The organism is Buttiauxella noackiae ATCC 51607 (assembly GCF_001654865.1).
In the GTDB taxonomy this organism is placed as follows: domain Bacteria; phylum Pseudomonadota; class Gammaproteobacteria; order Enterobacterales; family Enterobacteriaceae; genus Buttiauxella; species Buttiauxella noackiae.
The window spans coordinates 14,335-37,534 of record NZ_LXEO01000037.1 but is presented as its reverse complement, the minus strand read 5'-3'; the positions used below and the strand labels follow the sequence as shown (position 1 = coordinate 37,534).

The 23,200-nt window shown below is 45.0% G+C and carries 23 protein-coding genes and 5 pseudogenes; 17 read left to right on the top strand and 11 right to left on the bottom strand.

Annotation, left to right across the window (positions count from 1 at the left end; genetic code table 11):
• Together M979_RS23620 and M979_RS12700 are read left to right on the top strand one after the other, a co-directional pair.
• Positions 1 to 190 (top strand): annotated as a pseudogene (locus tag M979_RS23620) (glycosyltransferase family 2 protein); the annotation flags it as partial.
• A gap of 37 nt (positions 191 to 227) precedes the next feature.
• Positions 228 to 1,175: a hypothetical protein gene (locus M979_RS12700; RefSeq protein ID WP_064555145.1), complete on the top strand. Its 948-nt coding sequence runs from the start codon at positions 228 to 230 to the stop codon at positions 1,173 to 1,175.
• 40 nt (positions 1,176 to 1,215) lie between these two features.
• Here the strand turns inward: M979_RS12700 and M979_RS23025 are convergent.
• Both M979_RS23025 and M979_RS23340 read right to left on the bottom strand, forming a co-directional pair.
• Positions 1,216 to 2,356 (bottom strand): annotated as a pseudogene (locus M979_RS23025) (IS30 family transposase).
• 72 nt (positions 2,357 to 2,428) lie between these two features.
• A pseudogene (locus tag M979_RS23340) lies at positions 2,429 to 2,751 on the bottom strand (DDE-type integrase/transposase/recombinase); the annotation flags it as partial.
• Between the two features lie 159 nt (positions 2,752 to 2,910).
• Here M979_RS23340 and M979_RS12690 point away from each other — a divergent pair.
• Genes M979_RS12690 through M979_RS12680 form a run of 3 tightly spaced genes read left to right on the top strand, consistent with a single transcriptional unit; the run spans position 2,911 to position 6,270 of the window.
• On the top strand, positions 2,911 to 3,939 hold the full coding sequence (locus tag M979_RS12690) for a glycosyltransferase family 2 protein (RefSeq protein WP_064555144.1): 1,029 nt from the start codon (positions 2,911 to 2,913) through the stop codon (positions 3,937 to 3,939).
• Positions 3,940 to 3,973: 34 nt separating this feature from the next.
• A complete protein-coding gene (locus tag M979_RS12685; protein WP_064555143.1) occupies positions 3,974 to 5,197 on the top strand; it encodes a sulfatase-like hydrolase/transferase in 1,224 nt (407 codons plus the stop codon).
• A 2-nt stretch (positions 5,198 to 5,199) separates the two neighbouring features.
• Positions 5,200 to 6,270, top strand: coding sequence for a CDP-glycerol glycerophosphotransferase family protein (locus tag M979_RS12680; RefSeq protein WP_064555142.1), 1,071 nt, complete (start codon positions 5,200 to 5,202; stop codon positions 6,268 to 6,270).
• A gap of 37 nt (positions 6,271 to 6,307) precedes the next feature.
• Here the strand turns inward: M979_RS12680 and M979_RS12675 are convergent, their stop codons facing one another.
• From M979_RS12675 to flgA, 7 genes and pseudogenes are all read right to left on the bottom strand, one after another.
• Positions 6,308 to 6,700, bottom strand: coding sequence for an FAD synthase family protein (locus M979_RS12675; protein ID WP_064555141.1), 393 nt, complete (start codon positions 6,698 to 6,700; stop codon positions 6,308 to 6,310).
• The gene (locus M979_RS12670) at positions 6,693 to 7,958 is read right to left on the bottom strand and encodes an ATP-grasp domain-containing protein (RefSeq protein ID WP_064555140.1); all 1,266 of its coding nucleotides are present in this window, start codon (positions 7,956 to 7,958) and stop codon (positions 6,693 to 6,695) included. The genes M979_RS12675 and M979_RS12670 overlap by 8 nt, the downstream gene beginning before the upstream one ends.
• Before the next feature lies 1 nt (position 7,959).
• A complete protein-coding gene (locus M979_RS12665; RefSeq protein ID WP_280643564.1) occupies positions 7,960 to 9,057 on the bottom strand; it encodes a DegT/DnrJ/EryC1/StrS family aminotransferase in 1,098 nt (365 codons plus the stop codon).
• A gap of 349 nt (positions 9,058 to 9,406) precedes the next feature.
• Positions 9,407 to 9,622, bottom strand: a pseudogene (locus tag M979_RS23820) (IS3 family transposase); the annotation flags it as partial.
• Positions 9,623 to 9,825: 203 nt separating this feature from the next.
• Entirely contained in the window at positions 9,826 to 10,263 is a 438-nt protein-coding gene (gene flgN, locus M979_RS12660; protein ID WP_064555138.1) for a flagellar export chaperone FlgN, read from the bottom strand.
• A 5-nt stretch (positions 10,264 to 10,268) separates the two neighbouring features.
• Positions 10,269 to 10,544 (bottom strand): flagellar biosynthesis anti-sigma factor FlgM, encoded by a 276-nt coding sequence (locus M979_RS12655; protein ID WP_064555137.1) that lies wholly within the window; start codon positions 10,542 to 10,544, stop codon positions 10,269 to 10,271.
• Between the two features lie 105 nt (positions 10,545 to 10,649).
• Positions 10,650 to 11,243 (bottom strand): flagellar basal body P-ring formation chaperone FlgA, encoded by a 594-nt coding sequence (flgA, locus tag M979_RS12650; protein ID WP_280643563.1) that lies wholly within the window; start codon positions 11,241 to 11,243, stop codon positions 10,650 to 10,652.
• A gap of 275 nt (positions 11,244 to 11,518) precedes the next feature.
• Between flgA and M979_RS12645 the strand changes: the two genes are divergently transcribed.
• From M979_RS12645 to M979_RS12590, 12 genes and pseudogenes are all read left to right on the top strand, one after another.
• On the top strand, positions 11,519 to 11,869 hold the full coding sequence (locus tag M979_RS12645; protein ID WP_034457367.1) for a flagellar basal body protein: 351 nt from the start codon (positions 11,519 to 11,521) through the stop codon (positions 11,867 to 11,869).
• A gap of 18 nt (positions 11,870 to 11,887) precedes the next feature.
• Positions 11,888 to 12,313 carry a flagellar basal body rod protein FlgC gene (gene flgC / locus M979_RS12640; protein ID WP_034457366.1) on the top strand — a complete coding sequence of 142 codons (426 nt, stop codon included), beginning with the start codon at positions 11,888 to 11,890 and terminating at the stop codon, positions 12,311 to 12,313.
• Positions 12,314 to 12,316: 3 nt separating this feature from the next.
• On the top strand, positions 12,317 to 12,997 hold the full coding sequence (gene flgD, locus M979_RS12635) for a flagellar hook assembly protein FlgD (protein WP_064555135.1): 681 nt from the start codon (positions 12,317 to 12,319) through the stop codon (positions 12,995 to 12,997).
• Positions 12,998 to 13,022: 25 nt separating this feature from the next.
• Positions 13,023 to 14,219 carry a flagellar hook protein FlgE gene (gene flgE / locus M979_RS12630; RefSeq protein WP_064555134.1) on the top strand — a complete coding sequence of 399 codons (1,197 nt, stop codon included), beginning with the start codon at positions 13,023 to 13,025 and terminating at the stop codon, positions 14,217 to 14,219.
• The gene (locus tag M979_RS12625) at positions 14,219 to 14,950 is read left to right on the top strand and encodes a flagellar basal body rod protein FlgF (protein ID WP_064555133.1); all 732 of its coding nucleotides are present in this window, start codon (positions 14,219 to 14,221) and stop codon (positions 14,948 to 14,950) included. The genes flgE and M979_RS12625 overlap by 1 nt, the downstream gene beginning before the upstream one ends.
• Before the next feature lie 23 nt (positions 14,951 to 14,973).
• Positions 14,974 to 15,759 (top strand): flagellar basal-body rod protein FlgG, encoded by a 786-nt coding sequence (gene flgG, locus M979_RS12620; protein ID WP_064555132.1) that lies wholly within the window; start codon positions 14,974 to 14,976, stop codon positions 15,757 to 15,759.
• 33 nt (positions 15,760 to 15,792) lie between these two features.
• Positions 15,793 to 16,458, top strand: coding sequence for a flagellar basal body L-ring protein FlgH (gene flgH, locus M979_RS12615; RefSeq protein WP_064555148.1), 666 nt, complete (start codon positions 15,793 to 15,795; stop codon positions 16,456 to 16,458).
• A 12-nt stretch (positions 16,459 to 16,470) separates the two neighbouring features.
• Positions 16,471 to 17,565 carry a flagellar basal body P-ring protein FlgI gene (locus M979_RS12610; protein ID WP_064555131.1) on the top strand — a complete coding sequence of 365 codons (1,095 nt, stop codon included), beginning with the start codon at positions 16,471 to 16,473 and terminating at the stop codon, positions 17,563 to 17,565.
• A 9-nt stretch (positions 17,566 to 17,574) separates the two neighbouring features.
• Positions 17,575 to 17,865 (top strand): annotated as a pseudogene (locus M979_RS12605) (rod-binding protein); the annotation flags it as partial.
• 107 nt (positions 17,866 to 17,972) lie between these two features.
• The gene (gene flgK / locus M979_RS12600; RefSeq protein WP_064555129.1) at positions 17,973 to 19,340 is read left to right on the top strand and encodes a flagellar hook-associated protein FlgK; all 1,368 of its coding nucleotides are present in this window, start codon (positions 17,973 to 17,975) and stop codon (positions 19,338 to 19,340) included.
• Positions 19,341 to 19,361: 21 nt separating this feature from the next.
• Positions 19,362 to 20,270 (top strand): flagellar hook-associated protein FlgL, encoded by a 909-nt coding sequence (gene flgL, locus M979_RS12595; RefSeq protein WP_074388655.1) that lies wholly within the window; start codon positions 19,362 to 19,364, stop codon positions 20,268 to 20,270.
• A 65-nt stretch (positions 20,271 to 20,335) separates the two neighbouring features.
• Positions 20,336 to 21,298 carry a hypothetical protein gene (locus M979_RS12590; protein WP_245164739.1) on the top strand — a complete coding sequence of 321 codons (963 nt, stop codon included), beginning with the start codon at positions 20,336 to 20,338 and terminating at the stop codon, positions 21,296 to 21,298.
• Positions 21,299 to 21,305: 7 nt separating this feature from the next.
• Here M979_RS12590 and M979_RS12585 read toward each other — a convergent pair whose 3' ends face one another.
• The gene (locus M979_RS12585; protein WP_083963927.1) at positions 21,306 to 21,773 is read right to left on the bottom strand and encodes a hypothetical protein; all 468 of its coding nucleotides are present in this window, start codon (positions 21,771 to 21,773) and stop codon (positions 21,306 to 21,308) included.
• Positions 21,745 to 22,677 carry a winged helix-turn-helix domain-containing protein gene (locus M979_RS12580; protein ID WP_064555127.1) on the bottom strand — a complete coding sequence of 311 codons (933 nt, stop codon included), beginning with the start codon at positions 22,675 to 22,677 and terminating at the stop codon, positions 21,745 to 21,747. The genes M979_RS12585 and M979_RS12580 overlap by 29 nt, the downstream gene beginning before the upstream one ends.
• Positions 22,678 to 23,200 lie beyond the last annotated feature (523 nt).

Genomic DNA, 23,200 nt, shown 5'->3' with positions numbered 1-23,200 from the left:
TCTGATAGATCTTTATCGCATGACAAGAGATGAAAAGACATCCCTGAATGCCGCCTGGCAGATAAAAATGAAACAAGATCTGTGGCTAGGTTTTTATCCAAGCTTTGCGTATATGTCGGATCAGGATACTTATACAGATGGTGTCAGTACGGACATCACCCATACTTTTTTCAGAAAAAAGCATAATTAAGAAAACAAATTTACACGTTATATAGGAGATAATATAAATGGAACTTATTGACAATTACCAGCCTGAATATGTAAAAAGATTTAAAGAGAATAATAAGAAATGCCAATGCCAGAATTGCCTGAAAGAAGGTGAGGGTTACCCATATGTAACTTTAACCTGGAAAAATCAACAGCGGGAAAGTCTCTCTTTATCGTGTCAAACTGCGGCAAAAGAAATATTATTAAATCCGCAAGCTTTTATTTTACATGAAAGTAAGATTGCTAGTGAATCGTCTTTATTATTCAACCCTAGTTTAGAAGTTATTAACCAGTTGTGTATTAATTTTGCAACTCACCCTGCTATCTCATTAGAACAAAAAATCTATCTAATTGGTGTTTTATTGAGCAAGGTACATAGCGACAATAATGAAGTTGTTTCTGATATCAGTATGCTTGATGATCTTTTTCGCAATCTATTGTCACTGGCAGATAATAATCAGCTCCAGAAACAGATGAACCAGTTGCCAGAAATAATTCAAATTCGGTTAACAGCGCTTAAAGAAATTGGCAAAATTAAGTTAAATATTAATCGTCCTCTCGAACATAAAATGGCATTTATATTGAAGTTAAGTGAGTTGACTATCTTAAATGATGAACGACTCGCTGAACGACTACAACAGATCCAGTTTGGGTGGCAACAGGGTGAAGGATTTTTCAATCGGCACCAAGAGATCTTAACTAATCTATTAGTTTATATTATTTATAATAATACATTTCCTGATACTAATGAAAACTATGGCACATCTTTCTTCCAGTTGTCCGAACATATTTTTCGTTTGAAAATGATTATCTCTATTTACTGCCAAGAAATAGCAGGGTATGACAGGGAACAAATTGTGACTCTGATTAGTGCTTATTTTGAATGGGATGATAAAGTAAAGAATATGAAAGTTAATACAAAGCAGGATTCTGAGCGTTTTTTACTCAGCGGCTTCGCTTTATTATAATTATCATGCGGGAATAATATTCCCGCTAATATTTGTGAGTTCAACTGATGGATGCAACACATCTTATTAAAAAATTCTGCGTATGATTCATAGTTTAGCATTCTCTCGTTCCCTCATTAAGTTATTTGGCGACGCTATTTAATCGTTGTTGGCTGCGAACTGATAAGTCAGTTCCTCTTGGGAAATACTGTGTTAGTAACCTTTTGTATTTTCATTAGATCCAAGTTGTCTGGGAAATTGAGGATCACAAAAATAGACCTGAATATCTATCGTTATGGTAAAAAGGGTGTGATTAGTCATTTCTACCCCTCGATCCCAAGTTAATGATTTATACAGTTCAACAGGTAAATATTGGGTTTCTTAAATGAGTACGGATATGACTTTGGCTGTCTTGTTGTCACTCATTTTGGCAACATAACAAAGCTGGAATTGCGTTTTACCACCGTGACAATATATGAGTTTTTAGAACCTTATACCAGATCTCCCTCCCAGTGATCTAGTATGGCTCTGTCTGTAACATCAGATGATGGGTATCGCATCCGAGATTGAACCTGATCTCTACCCTTTAAGTGATGCCGCTCTAGATTTACGTACTGTTCTTTCATTTCTGAGGCACTGCTGCAGCTCTTTTTATAAAGCTCCCCGCGTTGTATAAAAAGCGCTTTAAAAGTCTTTTCGTGACATATGCATTTTCTGGTTGTCGGGATAACAGAGTTTAAGCCAACCGTCGATTGGTTCTGGCGACCAGCCATAATGCATTTTCTCTGCAACGGCTATACATAATGCGGGGCATTCAATTAAGTTACAGGGTTTAGGCGACAGGGCATTTTCCCATGCTGTTTGTCAGCATGTGCTGCGCGATATTGTTTTAAACTGCCGTGTCTGTGGATCTCGCGGTTAATAGTCGAGAACGCTCTTGATAATTTTCTGACTATCTCCCTGTTGCTGATTTTTGCTGCCAGCCCTCTGGATATATCTTCCCTTTCGTCAGGCGAAAGAGACAGCCTGCGCCATATTCGGGTGGGAGGATTATATCCACCTGACTAGTGAGTGGGCATAACTAAAAAGTTATATCTGTCGAACATTCTGGCTATGTCATTCAGGAAATCACCTTCCTTATATCTGTCCCAAATAATCGCTTTCTGTTCCGACGTGTAGTTAATGCGCACTCTTCGTTTCATGGCAACAACCTCCTCGTTTTAGGTTAGCGTTGCATCGACCATTTCAACACGCACTGTAACGGCGGAGATTGTAATCACGCTAAACACTGTTGTGCGCATTATATCTCTGCTGGCAAAGTGTTCTCCGTGAATGCATTCTACCTAGGGGGAGTGAAAGAAGCTTTCCACGCAGGCATTGTTAAAGCAGCAACCTTTAGCACTTATACTGCCGAGCAGTTTATGGCGTTTCAGTAAGCTCTGATAAACAGTATTGCCAGCCACGGTCCGCGTGAATAATGACATTTTTTTGAGTGTTTACGCCGCCAGAGTCCTATTTGCAGTATGTCGCAGGCAAATTGTGCCGTTATACAAGGCGACATCGACCAGCCAATGACGGTACTCGACCACAGGTAGATACAACCAAACCCTTAATTGGGTTAATTAAGCTTCACGAACTCGGGATAGTTACGAGAGGAAGAAGCTTTTCCGCCTATCCGTATAACCTAATGATAATTTAGGTTAAAAATACTGGCACGATATTTGCATATATTGTTTTTTAACACGTGGAGTCAACTATGGGTCCTTTAGTTAGCATCGTTATAACAAGCTACAATCACAGCAAATATATTGGCGAAGCACTGGATAGCGTTTTTGCACAATCGTATAAAAATATCGAAGTTATTGTCGTTGATGATGCTTCTACCGACGGCTCACAATACATCATAAAAAAATATCAAAAGAAATATAATTTTAATTTTATTGAGAGAAAAACCAATTATTACTCCATGAAAGTAAAGAACGATAGCAAACCCATTATCGAAGCGATGCTGACAGCACAAGGAAAATATATCGCAGTAGTAGATTCTGATGACTATATTTTTCCAGATAAAATTGCGAACCAAGTTAAACTGTTAGAAAGAAATCCTGATGCTTCGCTTTGCTATGGCGGAATACAATTACTACTCGAAAATAACTGCCGCCGAAATTACATCACACATTTCGTAAATGGCGATCATTTCGATTTTTTACTTATCAATGGTAATCCACTTCTTTATATCGGTTGCTTAATTCGAACCTCTGCATTTCGCACAATATCACGCTCTGATCCTGACTTGATACAGGAAGACTGGGATATGTTTCTGAAGTTGGCAAAATGTGGCCCATTTGTTTCGGATAAGAAAAACGTTGCATGCTATCGACGCCATGGGAATAACACCTGGTTCAGAAACGACAGAGAACAGCTTATGTATCTGAATCGTATGAAAATAATGGATGAATGGCAGCAAGAGCAGTCCTGGCCACGAGCGATGGATCTACGCTGGAAACAATATACCAGGAATATGCTGCTGAACAGACAAGATGTGGATATTCTTCTTCAAAAAAGGCCTTATGACCCATTACTACATTTTTTAAAATTTAAATTTTTAATTGATGATGGCATAACTGCAGAAACACTCTTGCATTTATCAATAGCTATTTTACATTGTGATACTCGCCTTAATATCCTGATTGAGCTCTATAAAATAAAGCTTCAGAACAGTCATCATGACAAAGAGAAACTTACCGTTATGAGAGAAATGAAACTCCGATTAGAGAATCTTTAATCCTACTATGGCTCCTATAATATTGGATACAGTAATGAAACCTAATGTCGTTTTTATTCATATGGAAAGCCTAAACCAACAGATTTTTGCTAACAGGCAATGGTTTCCTGCTATCAACACAATATATCAAAAATCAATTCGTCTTAATCGTTTCTTTTCAAGTGCGACGTCAACATTCATGGCTATGAGCGACTTACTGCACGGTGATGATATGTTGCTTGAGCATAACCGGGTGTTTGGAGATGAGATGACGGTAAACAAAACATGCCGCAATATTTTCAATATTCTCAAAACTGAGGGTTATGAGACTCTGGGAACAGAGTCTCCTACAGGATGGGATAAGTTGAGCGAGGTCTGGCGCGAACATAACAATGAACAGTATATCTGGGAAGATATTTGCCAAGATATGATTTCTAAAGTTGAAGCCCATCTGCAATCTCCAACATCTCCACTGGCGCTCTACTTCTGGAACCCAACTAGCCATATTTGCTGTTTTGACAGAAAAAAAATGGGACAACATGGCATTGATTACTGGCATCGCGGCTGGGCCAATCTCGATCGATCGACCGGAGAGCTATTTCGTTTGTTAATGAAATATAATCAGCTGAATAATACTATTGTAATTGCGTATGGCGATCATGGTGATGATTTCTGGACCCACGGTGCTAACGGCGGTTATACTCATGCCATCGAACCATACACATCACTTATTCATACCCCAGCTTTTATTTATCATCCTGGAATGTCTAGCACAGATATTAATCACCTAATCAGTATGGTAGATATTAAGAAAATTGTGCTTAGTCTGGTAAATATTCCCGATACCGATCTGGTATCAGCCCCGACGTTTGATTTAAATGGCGGTAGAAAATACTGTTTCAGCCGAAACTTATCCGCAGCCCAACCAGAAAGTAAAAAGAATCAAGCGTTGCGCAAAGGTTATAGTGTCACTTCTGATTACTTTCATCTGATGAAAACTGTGAATGGCTATGAAATGTATTCATGGACAATGGATCCAGGAAATCATTTTAATTTGCTCAATTTGTTTACCGAGGATAAAGTGGGAAATTTGCGTTACAATCCTGACAGGATTATGAAAAAAACACACGATAAGTGTCATCCTCATTATAAAAGCATCATCTATCCGGCCACATTGGATGCCATAACGAAAAGTTACCCGGAGATGAAAGGGGTTCTGGATACTTTTATCAATAATAAACATCACCATATTCAATCTTATGCTGCGAAGGGAAATTAACTATGATTGAGGATGCTAATTGTAAAAAACATTGCATTGGGTTTTTGATGGAAACTTCATTTCATTATGAGGTTTATCGTAATATTATCCTCGCCTTGCTGAATGATAATTCCGAGTGCCAGGTAATCATCAATGACTTAATAGAAGATGGGTTCGTGAACAATATGTTGAGTTTTCTCAGCACAATAGAGATTCCTGAACTGGGATTTATTTTACTTTCCTCTGTATTAAAAAATGGAAAGATATATGATGCACTAATTACACCATATTATCTATCTTATGCCGAGGATATTGCGAAAGTTCATGTGCGTGCAGTGTATGGTTTAGCTAAAAACGAATGGAACCATGCGGCATGGAATAAAAAATACCACCGTATTTTATGCTATAGCAAATATACATATGACGCGCTTGCTCTGCCCGAACATACTAAAATTGTCGGTAATCCGCGTTTCGATGACTGGCATAAAAGAAACTATTCCAAAGTAGAGTTGGACTATCTTAAAATGGATCCTGCAAAACCAACCATACTCTATGCCCCAACTTACGGTGAACTCAGTTCGTTACCTCATTGGGCTAAAAAACTGAGTAGGCTTAGAAATGAATACAATATCATTACCAAATTACATCACGGGACGTTATATAAAATGAGTGAAAGACAGGCACTTAAAATAGCCAAACGTTTTCTCAGGGATATTGTGCAAGAGAAAACATCGATCTTTCAACTGCTGGAAATCGCTGACTATGTTATCAGTGATAATAGTGGTTTCATTTTTGATGCGATCAATGCGGACAAGAGCATCATCCTGCTGGATTGGGCGGAAATGCCTGATCTTTTGAAAAATAACAGGACATTCAGCACCTGCGATAGCCCGGAGCAACTGGTTCGTCAGTATTTACCCGTAGCAATGGAGATGGACGACATTCGTCGCTATTTGTCAGGTGACTATCCGAGGGATAATAATACTAGGGAAATTTCTCGTATAAAAATAGAATATTGCGATGCATTTAACGACGGGAATGCTGGCGTTCGCTCGGCTCAAGTAATTATTGATGCAATAACTAACGCCCCTTAGCAGAAAATCATCAGCCCCACTGCGGGGCTGATGATAATTAACACTTTTTAATCACCTCAATAATTGAGGTTGTTGAGACGGTAGGCGTACGTTCTAGGTAAATTATTTTTGCAAAACTAGAAAAATGATCGAATTTACCTTTCCAGTCATCGCCCATAACCAAAATATCGGCATTGTATTTCTGAATATAGCTGACTTTCAGATCCAATGACTCTTCGAGGAATACTACATCAACGTATTTAATGCCTGAAATAATCGACATTCTGTCATATTCTTCATAGACAGGATAACGGCCTTTTTTCTGAAAGTTTAATGCATCAGAGGACACGCCAACAAACAATCTATTGCCCAAGCTTTTTGCTCGTTTTAATATATTTAAATGGCCGACGTGAAAAACATCAAACGTACCAAATGTAATAATATTACTCATTGATTAATAACTCGACCATACTTGTATCAAACACAGGAATACCGGTGCGTTGATGTACTTCACTGCGTTCTGCAAAACTGTCATCTATGAATATGCTGCTGTAATGAGTAATAAACTGTGATTTTTTCTCATCACTCGTTAAATGAATTACCTGATCAAAAAGAGAACCAATTCGCCACTTTTCTAATTCGGCATGCAGATCGCCTTTGTGTCTGGAAATTAGTGTGATGGTCTGTTTCGCATTTACTGCCTGATATAGGAACTGTATTAGCGAGAGGTTTAAATTGCCGTTGATAATAATTGTATCATCAAAATCAACATAGACGTGTTGCCAGATGATATCCGTACGATATCGGTTGATAAGCCCACGGCTTATTTTCACGTTGCCAGGTAAGGCATAAAGTCCAACATCAGTAAGCTGACTTTCATAAATCGTCAACAGCGGGAAGTTAATTCCGCGGGCACGATTGAGCGCCATCGTCCCTGCAATACGTGGTGCAATTTCAAGCAATACCAGTTCACCTGAAGCAGAACGTTTAACCTGGAAAAACCAAGCGCCGCGCAGAGAAAGCTTGGCAGATATTTTCTGAGCAATATCCCCAATGCCTTCAAGTTCGACGATTGTGGAGCTCATGGCAATGCCATTACGAATTCTTTCCCGCGTTCTGGGCTGACAGAAAAGCAAGCCTTTTTTCCGGTCAGAAAAACAGTCGACGGTGAATTCTTCTCCAGGAAGGTATTCGCAAATAATATTTTCTGGAGTTTTTTTTAGTAGAATCGCAAGCTGCTCACTTGTTTCCACACGCATCGCCCCCTGCGAACCTTGTCCTCTATCCGGCTTAACAAAAACCGGCCAGTAACTGATTTCATCAGTCTCAGAAAATATTTTAGGCACACGAATAACATCTTCAAATAAGCGATAAGTAGACGTTTTAGAACGTGTGATATTGCACACGTCAACTTCGGGGCTAAGTACAACCGCGTTGATGTTTTCACGCTGGTTTACCAGCGCAACAATGGCATCATCATGAGCTGGAAAAATGTAATCAATTTTATTTTCTGCGATGCATTTTTGCAGCTCACTCAACCAATTGGATTCATTTACTGAAGGAAGGACAAAGTATTCCTGATTGTAATAGAGCGCATGATTTTCATAATGCGCTCCACCAAGAAAAAGATTCATCTCTTTAACATAGCGCAACGACAGCCAGATCTCACGACCAATTTCGGTTCCCGCCGGAAATATGAGTACATTCATCTTACTTCACCAGCCCAACGATTTTTAAAACTTCGCTAAAGGATAAGTCAGGGTACAGAGGAAGACACAGCACTTGAGAAGCCATGGCATTCGCAACAGGTAAGTCCCGCTCCTTAGCTCCTGAGCACTTGCTGTACATAGGCATGTTTGAAATCAGTGGGTAAAAGTAGCGACGCGCATGAACACCTGCGGCTTTTAATTTGTCGTACAGTGCATCGCGAGAGAGTGGATATTCACCACCAACAAAGATCGGGAAATAGCTGTAGTTATGGGATTCAGAATCCCATTCTTGCGGCAGGGCAATTCCTGACGTCCCCGTTAAAAGCTCGCGATACATATGATCGATACTTTTACGTCGGGAAATAGCCTCATCAATATAATTAAGTTGCAGCAGCCCAAAAGCCGCCTGAAGCTCATTCATTTTGCCATTAATACCCGATGCAACCACTTTAGTTTCACTGGCAAAACCAAAATTCTTAAGATAATCAATACGTTTTTTCAGGTTCAAATCGTTACAAGCGATAGCGCCACCTTCAAATGTGTTAAAGACCTTTGTGGCATGAAAGCTCAGAATTGATAAATCGCCATGACGCAATATCGAGCCGCCCTCATCTTTGACGCCAAACGCATGAGCAGCATCATAGATACAACGCAGACCATAATTATTCGCGATTTCTCCAATGGCTGAGGTGTTGCAGGTACGACCATAAACATGTACTGGCAGAATCAAGCTGGTTTTTGAGGTAATGGCCTGTTCGATTTTCGTAGGATCCATACAGCACGTATCAGGTTCGATATCGACAAAGACAGGTGTTAGGTGGTTCCAGATAACGCTATGCGCCGTTGCTACAAAAGAATAGGGCGTAGTGATTACTTCTCCTTGTACACGCAACGCCTGCATAGCAACAATTAATGCCATCGTCGCGTTATTGAACAGGCTTATATACGGCACATTCAGATACTCAGCTAGCGCAGCCTCAAACTGCTGGTGAAAGGGTCCACCGTTAGTGAGATTTTTTGATTCCCATATCACCTCTAATGATTTTATATATTCTTCTAACGGCGGCATGAAAGGTTTCGTAACTGTAATCTGATTCATCATTCTTGTATGGTTGACCATCTTTAATAAAAGACAAGGTAGCTTTTAAATTATAAAAGCAATATTCGTGCCATTATTTTATTTTATTAAATTTCAATATGATATGAATGATTTTGTGTTTAGTGGGAAGGTTGGCTTCCGTTTCATAAGGAAGTAGAAAGTGCAGGCAAGCCCGTCAATCTGAAAACTATAGCAAAGGGAAGTTCGGCAAGAGCAATGTATTTGATCCAGAGACACAGCCAATACAATGTGGTGCGGTTGTCAAACTTCAGGCGCTGAAGGAAGCAGGTTATGTCCAGATTTAGCGGATGTAGGTCGTGTATCCTAGCCACGCAATGTGGGCCTAGCCCTAAGAGAAATCCTGGTTTTCAAATTGTTCCGGACTGAGACCACCAAACGCACTGTGGCGACGCCAGAGATTGTAATCACGCTAGATATAATTAAACACTGTTGAGCGCATTATAACCTTGCTGGCAAAGTGTTCTCCGTGAATACAATCCATCACTCAGGGAGTGAAGAAGCTTTCCACGTAGACATTGTCATAGCCGTAACCTTTAGCATTCATACAAACTGAGTTCCCTGGCTTCGGCAGTAACATCTATGCGCGCTGCAAGCTTCAGGGTTTTGTTGCGGAGTTCAGATGTATTTTGTTTGCGGGACTTCTTGCTGGCTGATACTGGTTTTGCCATGAGTCATCTTCGGTTGAGAGTTTACTCACTTTGTCGCATGTCCACTATTGGAGGGTAAGATCATTGTCGGGTAATTCGTTTAATTCGCTTGATAAATCCCACAGTCAACTTCAGAATTATTAATGATATTAGCGAAGGTATCCATTTGCATCTGCAAAACCATGCCATTTCTTTCATTCAGTAACTGACATGTTTTAGCCTGCTGATGGATGTCATTAAGTAAAACAGATATCTTATTTTTTTTCTCTACATCTAAGTGGCTAAATAATTTATTAACCCCCTCGATTGATGCTGTTACACCTAAAGAAACTAAAGTTGTAGCCCTGCGTTCAGCGCTCTCAGATAATAAATTATATATTTCAAGCAATTGCTCACTCATTTTTTCTAGCTTTTCGCTATTGCGCTCAAGCAAAAGTGTGCGTTGCTCTTCCAGTAAATTCTTTAGCGAGATATAGCGCTGTCTGTCCTGCACCATATCCTGCAACAAAGCGGTCATCCGTTGGCCTGTTGTTGTCATGTTCGTTACCGTTGAAAGTATTTCTGAATAGAAAGCGTCAAGTCATCAAGATTGACGTGCAATTGCCCACTGCTGATGGCTTGCTTCATTTCCGTTACGCGGGCCATGTCTACTTCTGGCAGGTTTTGCAGTGCTTTCTGAGCATCACCCAAAACAGGGTCAACGGCTGCAATCGGTGTACTGCGAAGAGGTGCTGACGCTTTCGTTTCACTTAATTCTTTGGTGGCCTGGCTGTTTTGCGTCGGCTGGATTTGCGAGTAGTGGTTTTGGTTAATTTTCATTTTTCTCTCCCGAGGTATACCAGGTTCATCTGCAAAGATTTTCTTCTGTCAGTATAAAGCGACGGAAATTACCGAAAACTTTAATCCTTCAATAAATAATGACGATTATCGAGTAGCGACAAGAATATGCACCACACCAGGCGATACCACTACTGCATCAACGGTGCGCTGGCTGCTGGTGTTCTTCACTCGAATCACATCCCCTTTACGCCCCTGTTTCATAGCTTCTCCCGAAGTACTGGCTTCGATGTCGTTCTGGCGAGCCACCATCAACACACTTTGTCCACGCTCAACCATGACGGGTTGTTCTAACTGCGCGGAATTTACAATCTGCGCGGATGTAATACGGCGCTTCACCGTTTGGCCAATAGCTTCATCTGTCGTGGTAAAGAACTGGGCATTGAGTGGGGCAATATCCTGAACCTTAAGAGCCACATCCTTTGTATCAATTACACGTCCGCGTTCCAGCGTTTCCATGGCAATAACGATAGGCAGATTGACCACTGTTTTTACTGCTACCGTCTGCGTCCAGCCTTGTGCGTCTGGGCAGGTGACATCATAGCGAAGCCGGTACAACGTGCGTCTGGCAGTCGGCGTTGCTACAGGATTTTTTTTGCATACTGGCAATGTTGAAGCTTCGGTAGGAAGAACCGTTTCAAGCTGTAAGTCATATTTTCCCCAGCCTTGATTATGCGCCATCTCTTTGATTTCCGCCTGGGCGCTTTTTCTGGAGATTTTATCCAACTGATGAGTCGCATCTGCGGCATGCGATGCACTGCATACGAGGCTCAGCCCGATAAAAAGCAGGCGGAAGATGTTTTTCCTCATTGGTGAGGGGGATGAAGTTATCCGTTTGAAAATCATGTTGTTATAAACCTGGCATGTTAATTGCTTTAAATGTCATTGATTGCAAGATTCCTCTGAGAGAAATCTGCGCCAGGAGTACAGAGGACGCAAGACTGTAAGGAGTGACAGTGAGCATTAGTTTTGACAAGGCATTAGGCGTACATCCACAGGCATTGCAGCTCAGACTGACCAGGGCAGAGCTGTTATCCACCAATCTTGCCAACGTGGATACCCCTAATTTCAAGGCTAAAGATATTGATTTTGCCGCGCAGATGCAACGTTCAAAACAGTCGTTGTTTCCGGGAGCGCAAACCGAGGTGAAATATCGTCTGCCTTATCAACCGTCTGCGGATGGGAATACGGTGGCACTGGATGTAGAGCAGGCTGCATTCGCGAAGAACAGCATGGACTACCAAATGAGCCTGACGTTTCTGAAAATGAAATTTTCGGGATTGCGGGCTGCCATCGAAGGCAAATAATTCGTTCAGGAAGAAAGTATGGCTTTTACGGACATTTATCGAATCTCTAGTTCTGCGATGACGGCGCAAACCGTCAGGTTGAACACCATCGCCAGTAACATGGCTAACGCCGATGCCGCGTCGGCAAGTGCTGACACGGTGTATAAAGCACGCCGCCCCGTTTTTGCGTCTATCTACCAGAATAGCCAACTCGCCGGAAATAACGCCTTTGCAGGTGCCCGTGTGCAGATTATGGATGTGGTAGAAACCGGCCAGGCTGTTTCACGCTACGAGCCGCATCACCCGATGGCGAACAACGAAGGTTACGTTTATTACCCGGATATCAACGTGGTGGAAGAGATGGCAGACATGATGTCGGCATCTCGCGGTTTTGAAACCAGTGCTGAAGTTCTCAGTAATGTCAAAAGCATGCAGCAAAGCGTGCTGCGTCTGGGCGAGGTGTAATTGATGAATGTAACGGATACCTCAACTTACGCGACTGATACCAGCGGAAGTTCTATTTCCCCTAATGGGCAATCGGCATCAGGTATGAATGACATGTTCCTGAAATTGCTGGTAGCTCAGGTGCAAAACCAGGACCCGCTCAATCCAACCGATGGTACGGAATATGTCGGACAACTTGCACAGCTTTCTCAGGTGCAGTCGATGGAGAAGGTCGCCAGTCTGATGCAAAACAGCAGCATCATGATGGACAACTTGCAGACGCTGACTACGGCCAATCTGGTCGGTCAAAACGTGATGGTGCAAACCGACCGTGTGGAATTGCAGGGCGACTCGGTACTCAATGGCCGTCTGACGCTGGAACACCCGGCATCGTCGGTAACGGTGCATGTTAAAGACGCCAGCGGCAACGAACACAAGATTGATTTGGGCCGCCAACAGGCCGGACTAGTGGATTTCACACTCGATGCTAAAAAACTGGGTCTGCCGGAAGGCAAATACACTCTGAGTGCTGTGACCGATACCGCCGAAAAATCCATTCCTATGGAAATTGGCGGCACAGTCAGCAACGTGCGTATCCCATTAAAAGGCGGCGTCACGATGCTGAAAATCGCCGGACTTGGAGAAGTCCCGTACAGCAGTATCAGTCAGTTTGGTGGACAGGCTTCCGGCACACGTCGGACGTAACAACTTTTGTAATCAGGATGAAATCATGAGTTTTAGTATCGCAACGTCAGGTCTTAACGCTATTAGCCAGCAGCTTGGGGCCATCAGTAATAATATCGCCAACACCGGAACGGTGGGATACAAGTCCGGGCGTGCGGAGTTTTCCGCTCTTTATGCACAGTCTCAGCCTTTGGGCGTGGGCGTGACTGGCGTCACGCAAAGTATTACCCGCGGCGGCAATATCATTAGTTCCAGCAACTCGCTGGATTTGGCGATTTCTGGTAACGGCTTCTTTGTGGTGCGCGATACCACCGGCACCACCTCTTACACCCGTGCTGGTTATTTTGGTACTGACAAAGACGGCAACCTGGTCAATAACCTCGGTATGAACATGCAGGGTTATCCTGTCGATGCTAACGGTAATTTGCAGGTGGGTACGGTCAGTAATCTGAGCATTATGAGCGGTTCTATTCCGGCGAAAGCGACCTCAAATGTAGGCTTTACTGCGAACTTTGATGCCAATGCAAAAGCGCCGGGTAAAAAATTCTCCCCAACAGATGACACCTCTTTTAACAACACCTATACCACACAGATCTTTGATTCTCTGGGCCGCGAGCATACCTTAACGCAATACTTCGTTAAGAGTGATACCGTTGAAAACCAATGGAAAGTCCACTATTACATGGATGGCAACAGCATTGGTGAGAACGATATTAAATTCGGCACTAACGGAAATATGGCGAACTTTGCTGATGGGTCTACTTCGAGAGATTTGGCGTTTGCACCTACCGGTGCGTCACCAATCCAAATCAAACTAAATTACGCCGGCACCACCCAATATGGCTCTGATTTCTCCGTAAGCCGCAATCAGGGTGATGGTTACGCATCGGGTGAGCGTACCGGGCAGCAGGTCGATGAAAAAGGCAACGTTTATGCCACCTTCTCCAACGGAGAGCGCATGTTGCAGGGGCAGCTCATCATTGCCAACTTTGCGAACCCGAATGGCCTGCAATCCCAAGATGGCACGACATGGGCACAAACCGGTTCCTCTGGTTCACCGTTAATTGGTGCGCCAGGCAGCGGTCTTCTGGGTTACATCAAATCCAATGCGCTGGAGGAGTCCAACGTCGATTTGACCTCTGAACTGGTTGGTTTAATGAGCGCTCAGCGTAACTACCAGGCTAATACCAAAGTGATTAGCACCAATGACAACATGATGAACGCTCTAATGCAGGCTGTGTAATGGATCATCTCATTTATACCGCGATGAGTGGTGCCAGCCGCAGCCTGATGCAGCAGCAGGTACACGCCAATAACCTCTCCAACGTGAATACCAGTGGCTTTCGTGGCGACCTGGATAAAGCAATGTCCTCGAAGGTTTCAGGCAGTGGTTATGATTCCCGTTATATGGTGCAAAACGCCAGCGGCGGCGTAGATATGGCATCAGGGTCGCTTGAAGAAACCGGCCGTGATTTGGATGTCGGTATTGTGGGTAATGGGCTGATTGCCCTCCAAATGGGCGGCAAAGAGGTCTATACCCGTAACGGGCATATCAACGTCAGCGAAGATGGCGATCTGACCATAAGCGGCCAGCCGGTGATGGGCGAGGGCGGGCCAATTGTTCTGCCACCGTTTGCACAAGTCTCTATTGCTGACGACGGCACAATTTCCATCGTTCCTCAGGACGGGGATATTAACGCGTTGATGGATGTTGACCGTATCAAGTTGGTTGATGTGGCAACTAACCAGCTAAGCAAAGATAACAACGGTTTTTTGATAAGCAGCAACCGCACTGAACCACGCAGTGAAACCGTTTCGCTTGCCAGCAAACATCTGGAAAGCAGCAACGTTTCTGCCATCAGCGAAATGATCTCCAATATGTCCCTCAATCGTAGTTTTGAAGCGCAGATCAAAATGATGAAAGTGGCAGAGGATCTTGCACAAGCTGGAAATCGCGTACTCCGTAATACCTGATTTGACTATTAAGGGAATAAAGAATGAATCCAGCATTATGGATCAGTAAAACCGGTCTTGCGGCGCAGGACGCCAAAATGAATGCGGTTTCCAATAACCTCGCTAACGTGAATACCACCGGGTTTAAACGCGACCGCGTCGTTTTTGAAGACTTGTTTTATCAGAACATGCGTGCGCCTGGCGTGCAGGCAAATCAAGACACTGCGACACCGGGCGGCATGCAATATGGCAGCGGGGTAAAAGTGGTCGGGACGCAGAAGTCCTTTACCGTGGGCAGTATGCAAGTCACCAACCAAAAAATGGATGTGGCGATTGCCGGTCAAGGCTTCTTCCAGATTGAAATGTCAGATGGCACCGTGGGCTATACCCGTTCGGGCAATCTGCAAGTGAACAGTGAAGGTGTTGTCACGACAGCACAAGGGCAACCACTGATCCCACAGATCGAACTGCCAGTGAACACCAAAGAGGTGAACATCGCTAAAGACGGTACCGTTTCTGTGCTGGTGGCTGATGAAGTGGATCCGGTGGAACTTGGGCAAATCACGCTGGTTAACTTTGTGAACCCGGCCGGTCTTTCAGCAATTGGCGGCAATATGTATCGTGAAACCGCTGCCAGTGGTGCACCCGTTGAAGGTGTTCCTGGTGAAGAAGCATTAGGGCAACTTGAGCAGGGAACACTGGAAGGTTCCAACGTGCAAGTGGTGGAAGAGATGGTCGATATGATCACCGTTCAGCGTGCCTACGAAATGAACGCCAAAATGGTTTCCGCGGCTGATGACATGCTGAAGTTCGTCACACAAACGCTATAAAACGCAGGGATTGCGATTAAGAAGTGAATGGAAATGAAAAAGAAAATGCTTGTTGGGCTGTTGGCCCTGGTTTTGGCGGGGTGTGAAAGCCCGGCTCTTTTCGTTAAGAAAGACGATGCGGCCTACGCACCACCGGAGGAACTGGCGGCAGTAACGCCTGCTGTTTCAGGCGGCGGCTTGTATAACAGCGGTTACAGTTGGTCCTTAGTTCAGGATCGCCGCGCCTATCGTGTGGGGGATATTCTGACCGTCAACCTGGATGAGTCCACCCAGTCCAGCAAGCAGGCCACCACCAATTTTGGTAAAGAAAACGACGTGACGATAGGCGTGCCGGAAGTGTTCGGTAAAACGCTGGATAAAGCCAGCGCCTCTATCAGTGGCGATCGTAACTTCAAAGGTGCGGCTAATTCTGCACAGCAAAACATGTTGCGCGGCGCCATTACCGTTGCGGTGCATAAAGTCTTACCCAATGGCGTGATGGAAGTACGTGGTGAAAAATGGCTGACGCTCAACCAGGGCGACGAATACATGAGAGTGTCTGGCCTGGTCAGGCCAGAAGATGTGTCCCAGGCCAACACGGTTTCGTCCCAACGTATTGCTAACGCACGTATTTCGTATGCCGGGCGTGGTGCGCTCAGTGATGCGAATGCGGCAGGATGGCTGACGCGCTTCTTTAACCACCCACTGTTCCCGATTTAACAGGAGAAAAGCATGCGTAACGCGGTATCAGGCTTTTTGCTCCTGCTCGTTTTTATCGGACAGGTTCATGCCGAACGGTTGGGGAATATCGTTGATATTCAGGGTGTTCGTGGCAACCAGTTGGTGGGATACAGCCTCGTGGTCGGGTTGGATGGGACGGGGGATAAAAACCAGGTCAAATTCACCAGCCAGTCGGTAACCAACATGCTGCGCCAGTTTGGCGTCCAGATGCCGGCCAAAATTGACCCGAAAGTGAAAAACGTGGCGGCGGTGGCAATCAGTGCGACGCTGCCGCCGATGTACGCCCGTGGGCAATCAATTGATATTACAGTCTCCTCGATTGGCGATGCGAAAAGCCTGCGCGGAGGCACACTCTTATTGACTCAGTTACGCGGTGCAGATGGCGAAGTTTACGCATTGGCGCAAGGCAACGTTGTGGTTGGCGGCTTTAAGGCTGAAGGTGATAGCGGTTCAAGCATCACCATGAATACCCCAACCGTAGGCCGCGTGCCTAACGGAGCGAGCGTCGAGCGGGAAATTCCTACCGATTTTCAAGCCAACAGCCAGGTTGTGCTCAACCTGAAGCGGCCAAGTTTTAAAACCGCCAACAATGTCGCGATGGCAATTAACCAGGCATTTGGCTCCATTGCGACTGCGCAAAGCGCCACTAACGTGATGGTACGAGCGCCAGATCAACCTGGTGCGCGAGTGGCCTTTATGTCGAACCTCGAAGATTTGCAAATCAGCACTGGCAAACAGCAACCGCGCGTGGTGTTTAACGCAAGAACCGGCACGATTGTGATTGGCGATGGCGTGGTGGTTCGTGCAGCAGCCGTGTCTCATGGCAACCTCACGGTCTCCATTCAGGAAACCCCTCAAGTCAGCCAACCTGCGCCGTTCGGGCAGGGAAACACGACCGTAACACCTAATTCAAATATTAGCGTGAACCGCGAACGTGGGCAGATGGTGATGGTGCCTGCCGGAACCAGCCTGAGAAATATTGTCAACACGCTAAACAGCCTTGGTGCATCCCCTGATGACACGATGGCGATTTTGCAAGCGCTGAGCGAAGCCGGTGCAATGGATGCAGAACTGGTAGTGATTTAAGGAAAGATAATGATCGATTCGCTGACCACAAGAACTCATACCATTCCGGGAGATTTTACCGGAACGCAGAAAGCTCAGAACCTTGAGCAGGCGGCGGAACAGTTCGAAGCGCTTTTTTTACGTTCCATGCTCAGCCAGATGCGCAAAGCTTCGGATGTGTTATCGGAAGGGGACAATCCTTTTTCCAGCAAGCAGCAAACGATGATGCGCGATTTTTATGATGACAAGCTCGCTTCTTTGCTGGCTTCACAACGTAGTAGCGGTATTGCATCGTTGATCATAAAGCAGTTGGGGCCGCAGACCGAAGGCATGGACCGCGCGCTTAAGTTAACCGGGCAACAGGTCGCTTTACCTGTTAAAGAGAAGGAATTGACTCCGCCCATGACGCGCTCAGAGCAAGGATCATAATGAACATTATCAATATCGCTTTTTCGGGGGCGCAGGCTGCGCGGCAGGGCATGAGTACCACGTCAATGAACGTGGCAAACTACCTTACGCCTGGTTATAGCCGTCAGGGCATTATTCAAAGTTCCATTGGCACCAATGGCGACAGTTTTTCCGCAGGTAATGGTGTTCGTGTAGACAGCATTCGCCGTATTTCCGATCAGTATCTGGTAAATCAGGTCTGGCACAGCAACACGCGTGCGGAATATTACGATGCCGGACAGAAATATTTAGGGGCGCTGGAAAGCGTCATTGGCACCGACAGCACGAGTCTTGGTGGCGGGCTGGACAAATTTTTCGCAGCACTCAATGCGTTGACCACGCAACCAGATTCACCGGCGCTGCGCCAGCAACTGCTCAATGAAGGCCAATCTCTGGCGACCCGTTTTAACAACGTTGACAGCTTTATCAGTAGCCAGAAAGTTTCAATTAATACGCAGCGTGATGCACTGGTGGGTAACGTTAATGTGCTCAGTAAAAATATCGCCAGTTACAACCAGCAAATCGCCGACCAGGAAGCGACAGGCGGCAATGCCAGTGTATTGCGTGACCAGCGCGATGAGCTGGTAAAAGAGTTGAGCAGCATGGTCAGCGTTAAAGTTTCAGAGGATGCATCTGGCCGCTATAACGTTTCCTTAAACGACGGCCAACCGCTGGTCAATGGCCGCCATTTCGGGCAGCTCAAATCCACCATGAACCAGCAAGGTGAGCAGGAAGTTTCGCTGGAATTCCTCAATACCACTTTTGGTGTGTCATCAGCGATTGGTGGGCAGTTAGGTGCACTCAATGATTATGAGCAGGGCACGCTAAAAACGATGCAAAGCGCGGTGCGGGATATGGCCGAGCAATTTGCCAAAGAGTTTAACGCGCAACTGGCCAGTGGTTTTGATCTGAACGGGCAGCCGGGTAAACCATTGTTTGTCTTTGATCTCACTAGCGGCAAAGGGATGCTGCAAATCAGCGACCTGAAAGCAGATGAACTGGCGCTTTCGGATAAAGCAGATGAAAGCGGCAACGGCACCAACCTTAAAGCCCTTATTGATCTGAAAAACAAAGATATTTCCATTGGTAATATGGGCAATATGAGCGTGAATGAAGCCGCTGCCGCGATTATCAGCACCGTGGGAATTGCCAGCCGCCAGAATAAAACTGAGCTGGATGCAGCCACCGCCGTCTCATATCAGGCGCAAACACAGCGCGATAACCTGAGTGCGGTGAACCAGGATGAAGAGGCCATGAACCTCCAGGTTTATATGCAGGCGTATCAGTCCAACTTGAAAGTGATCGCCACCGGCAACCAGATTTTCAGCGATTTACTGATGCTGTTCTGATAACAGAAAAAGGAATTTATCATGCGTATCAGCAGTCTTTACCACTCGTCCGCCATGTTGCACCAGATGAACCAGAACGGAGCGCAACTGAGTAAATTGATGGAACAAATGGCGACGCAAAAACGCGTCAATGTGCCTTCAGACGATCCCGTTGCCAGTAGCCGCCTGGTGCAATTAAACCGTGAGCAGTCGGCAATCGAACAGTATCAAAGTAACATCACGCGTTTGTCTGGCAACCTGTCCATTCAGGAATCCCACGTGACCGCAATGAGTGACCAATTGTTGGCGCTGAGCGACAAATTACTGGCGGCTAGCAATGACACGCACAGCGACAAAGATATGGCCGGGTTTTCAAATGAAATTGCCCAAATGCTGGAATCGCTGGTGTCCTCGATGAATGCTAAAAATGAAGATGGGCATTACATTTTTGCAGGCACCAAAACCAACGCCCAAGCGGTTGTTTTTGATGAAAAGACAGGAACCTACAGTTATGCCGGGAATGATGCGACGCGTTCCACGACTGTAGCAAATGGCATTGAGATTGCGGAAAACACTAACATCAGCAAAGCTTTTTCTGGCAGCGACAACGATCTTAGCATGCTGAATTTGCTTAAAAGTGTGAGCGACAAAATGGCGACCCCTGGCGGAGATTATCGGGATGATTTAAAGCTCTTGTTGGGGGAGACTAAAACTGCCAGCGACAAAATGGCGGGGGTCTATACCGAGCTGGGTGGAAAGCAAAACCGCCTGTCGCTTATCGATGATGCTCATTCTGATATCAAAATTTCCCATGAGCAGGTCATTCAGGAACTGTCATCACTTGATGCCGCCACCAGTTACGTCAATATCCAGCTCTATACGCAGGCGGTTCAGGCGTCGAACAAGTCGTTCATGATGATAAGCCAACTTTCTCTCTTTAATCAGATGTAATCATTATGCAGGTTGGATTAAACCAGGCAGGACTTCCTTTAAGCACTCCCTCGAACCTCGGGGGAGTGAAACATACCGCGGCGGTGTCAAAGCAGACACAACCGCGTGCGCAAAATACTGAGAACCGTTTCCCTGAATCACCGCTGATTTCTACGCGCCCGCTGCGTTATAACGTGCAGCTTAATCAGCAGCTGACTTCAGTCCAGCAGGCGGATAATTATTTATCGCAGGTTGAAAACCAGCTCTTACAGCTGCGTTATGCGGTTGGCCACGGCTCACTGCGTGGCGATGCTGCTCATGAGGCTGCCCGTTCCCTTTCTGTACTCCTGGATAACCGTCCGGATTTAACGGCGGGTACTGTTGACAGGCATCTGGATGTAGACCCGGAGCAGAGCGCTCAGGTGCATTTTACGCTGCCAGCGGCTGGGCGAATTTTGCAGAATGATGAAAGCGAAACGTTGATTTTTTCTCTTGCCGGACAGCGGCGTGAAATGGTGGCGGTATCGCTCGAAGCAGGTGCCACACCTCGTCAGAATGTTATGCGTTTAAATCAGGGGTTGGGGCGATTTGGTATTCATGCCAGTGTTGATAAGCAGCAGTCACTGGCATTTAGCGTGGATGAAAAAAGCTGGCCACAGGTCAGTAGCCAGTTAAGCGTTCGTGGGGAAGGAAAGCGTTTTTCCGCTAATGAATTCACCGCATTGCTGGCACGCCCTGAACCGGCAGTGACAGACACGCTGAGCCAGTTGGCGCAGCAACCCGCGCTGATGCGTGAATATCAAGGGGAAGTACAGCAGGCGTTGGAGCAAGTGACTCAACAGCGCGGCCAGTTGTACAACCACCAGGACAATGTGCGCCGAAGAATCAATGAGATGGCGACGCAATACCGCCCTACGGAGGCACTGAAACATGCCCGCGCACTACGAGAGCATTTACAAAACAGCCACCAGGATTATGCCGCAACTGCCAGAGCGTTAGGCGCACAGGCAAATTTGCGACAGGGTACGGTGAGTAATTTACTGCGTTAACGGGCCATCACTGACTCAGGGGAAACAAAAGCATCATCCCACTTTGCCCAATGACTAACGGTTTTTTGTTCACGGTCATTGGGTAAACCCACACTGTGTTATGGCGCAGGAAATCGATAAAACTGAAAATCAGTTTGTGGTTTCCTGGATTGCTATAACGAATGGGGACGTAGTCATAAAACACGCGTCCACGCTTACGGATAACTTCATCAAGCTTGCCGCGAAGTACAAACATCACATCATCTTTGCGCGTTAATGTGAACAGCAGTGCTTCATCCATATCCATGATCTGCGCCTGATACACTTCGCGCTGATCGGACATTAAATCGTAAAAACCTATCTCCATTGTCCCTTTTATCGGGCTACTTTTAGCTTTCGCAGAGCTGGCATGCAGATGTGATATGCCACCAAAAAGTAGAGCAATCAGGATTGCGGCCAGCGTGAGATTAAGGTTTCGTACAAACGGCCATTTCATTTAATTTTCTCTCGGTCTCGCCAAAAATGGTGTTAGTGAGTTTCAGGTTATCAATCCGCCAGTGATAAAGCGTCATTGCCAGTTGCTGGTTAGCACAGGTGGTTTCAATGGAGAAGGTGTAATTCAGCACCTGTTCATCGGTTCTGTAATAAACCGTCATCCAGGCATCATGGGCGATAAGCTCTTGATTCAATGCTTTAAGCGTGGGTTTTAATTTAACGATGTCCTCATCGTTCATCTCATCTACGGCGGCGGCTATGCGGAAAACCCGGATGTTGCTGTACTGATTTTTTTGTTGCTCTTGAGCGACCATTTCGTCGCAATTCTTGTGGAAAAATATTAACCAGGCGCTGAGTGTTATCACGCAAATCAATAATAACAATGACAGGACTGACCAGGGAGGCAAGGAATAACGTATGCGCTTAGCAGCCAAAGGCACCGTAATCTCGTCATTCACAGAAACAGTATTCGTTGTGACTGTTTCTGCCATCTCCGGCTGTATTAAGTATTTTCCTTCAGGCACTTTTGTTGGATTTGAAACAGGTGCAGGCGAAGAAACAATGTCTGCTTCTGGTTCGATCAACTGGCAAAATTCAGGATCAAGCAGATAGCCTTTCTTTGGAATCGTTTTGATTACCCGCTGTTGCTTACCGTCATCCTCGAGTGCTGCACGCAGGGCGTGAATGGCATTTGACAAACTGTTATCACCAATCACTCTGCGTTCCCATACCAGGCCCGTCAATTCATTGCGTGATAAAGTTTGCCCGGCATGCTCAATAAGACAATCTAATAACTTAAGCTGATATTCACCGAGCCGACGGATTTCTCCGGACTGACGATGGACAATGGCGCCTGATGTGAAATCCAGCAACCAGTTATTAACAGAATAGCGAGGTTTACTCATAAATTTTAAAGTTTTAGGTGTGCTATATCAATTACAAATAGATAGGAAAAACAGGTTTACATGCTCGTTTTTCGGGGGCTTTCATAGTGGTTTTAGCTAATGTTTATGATTTGCTGATAGTAAAAATCTTCAGTTATTAAGTATGCGGTTGTTTTTGTGTGGCTATTATATTTGATGTATTTTAAATATGCATTAAAATAAAAAAATCATTAAAATACAGTTGGTTAAATGTATTTTTTGAAGTAAATTTCATCTGTTAAATAAAATGATGGGATTTATATAAATTTATGCATTTTTTATTGGTTGGGGTTTAAGTCTGAAGATAAATTTGTCGCATTGTAATATCTAATGCACTCACTTTAACAATGTCCATTTTTGTGGAAATTATTCTTTCCGGTTTCACTTATTTGCCGGTCAGATGAAATGAAATAAACTTCATATGAATATTTTTTTCATAGGCATTTAATTTCTACATCAAGCGTGTCGTTTTCTCTTAGTACACAGGCAAACACTGCCTAAAAGC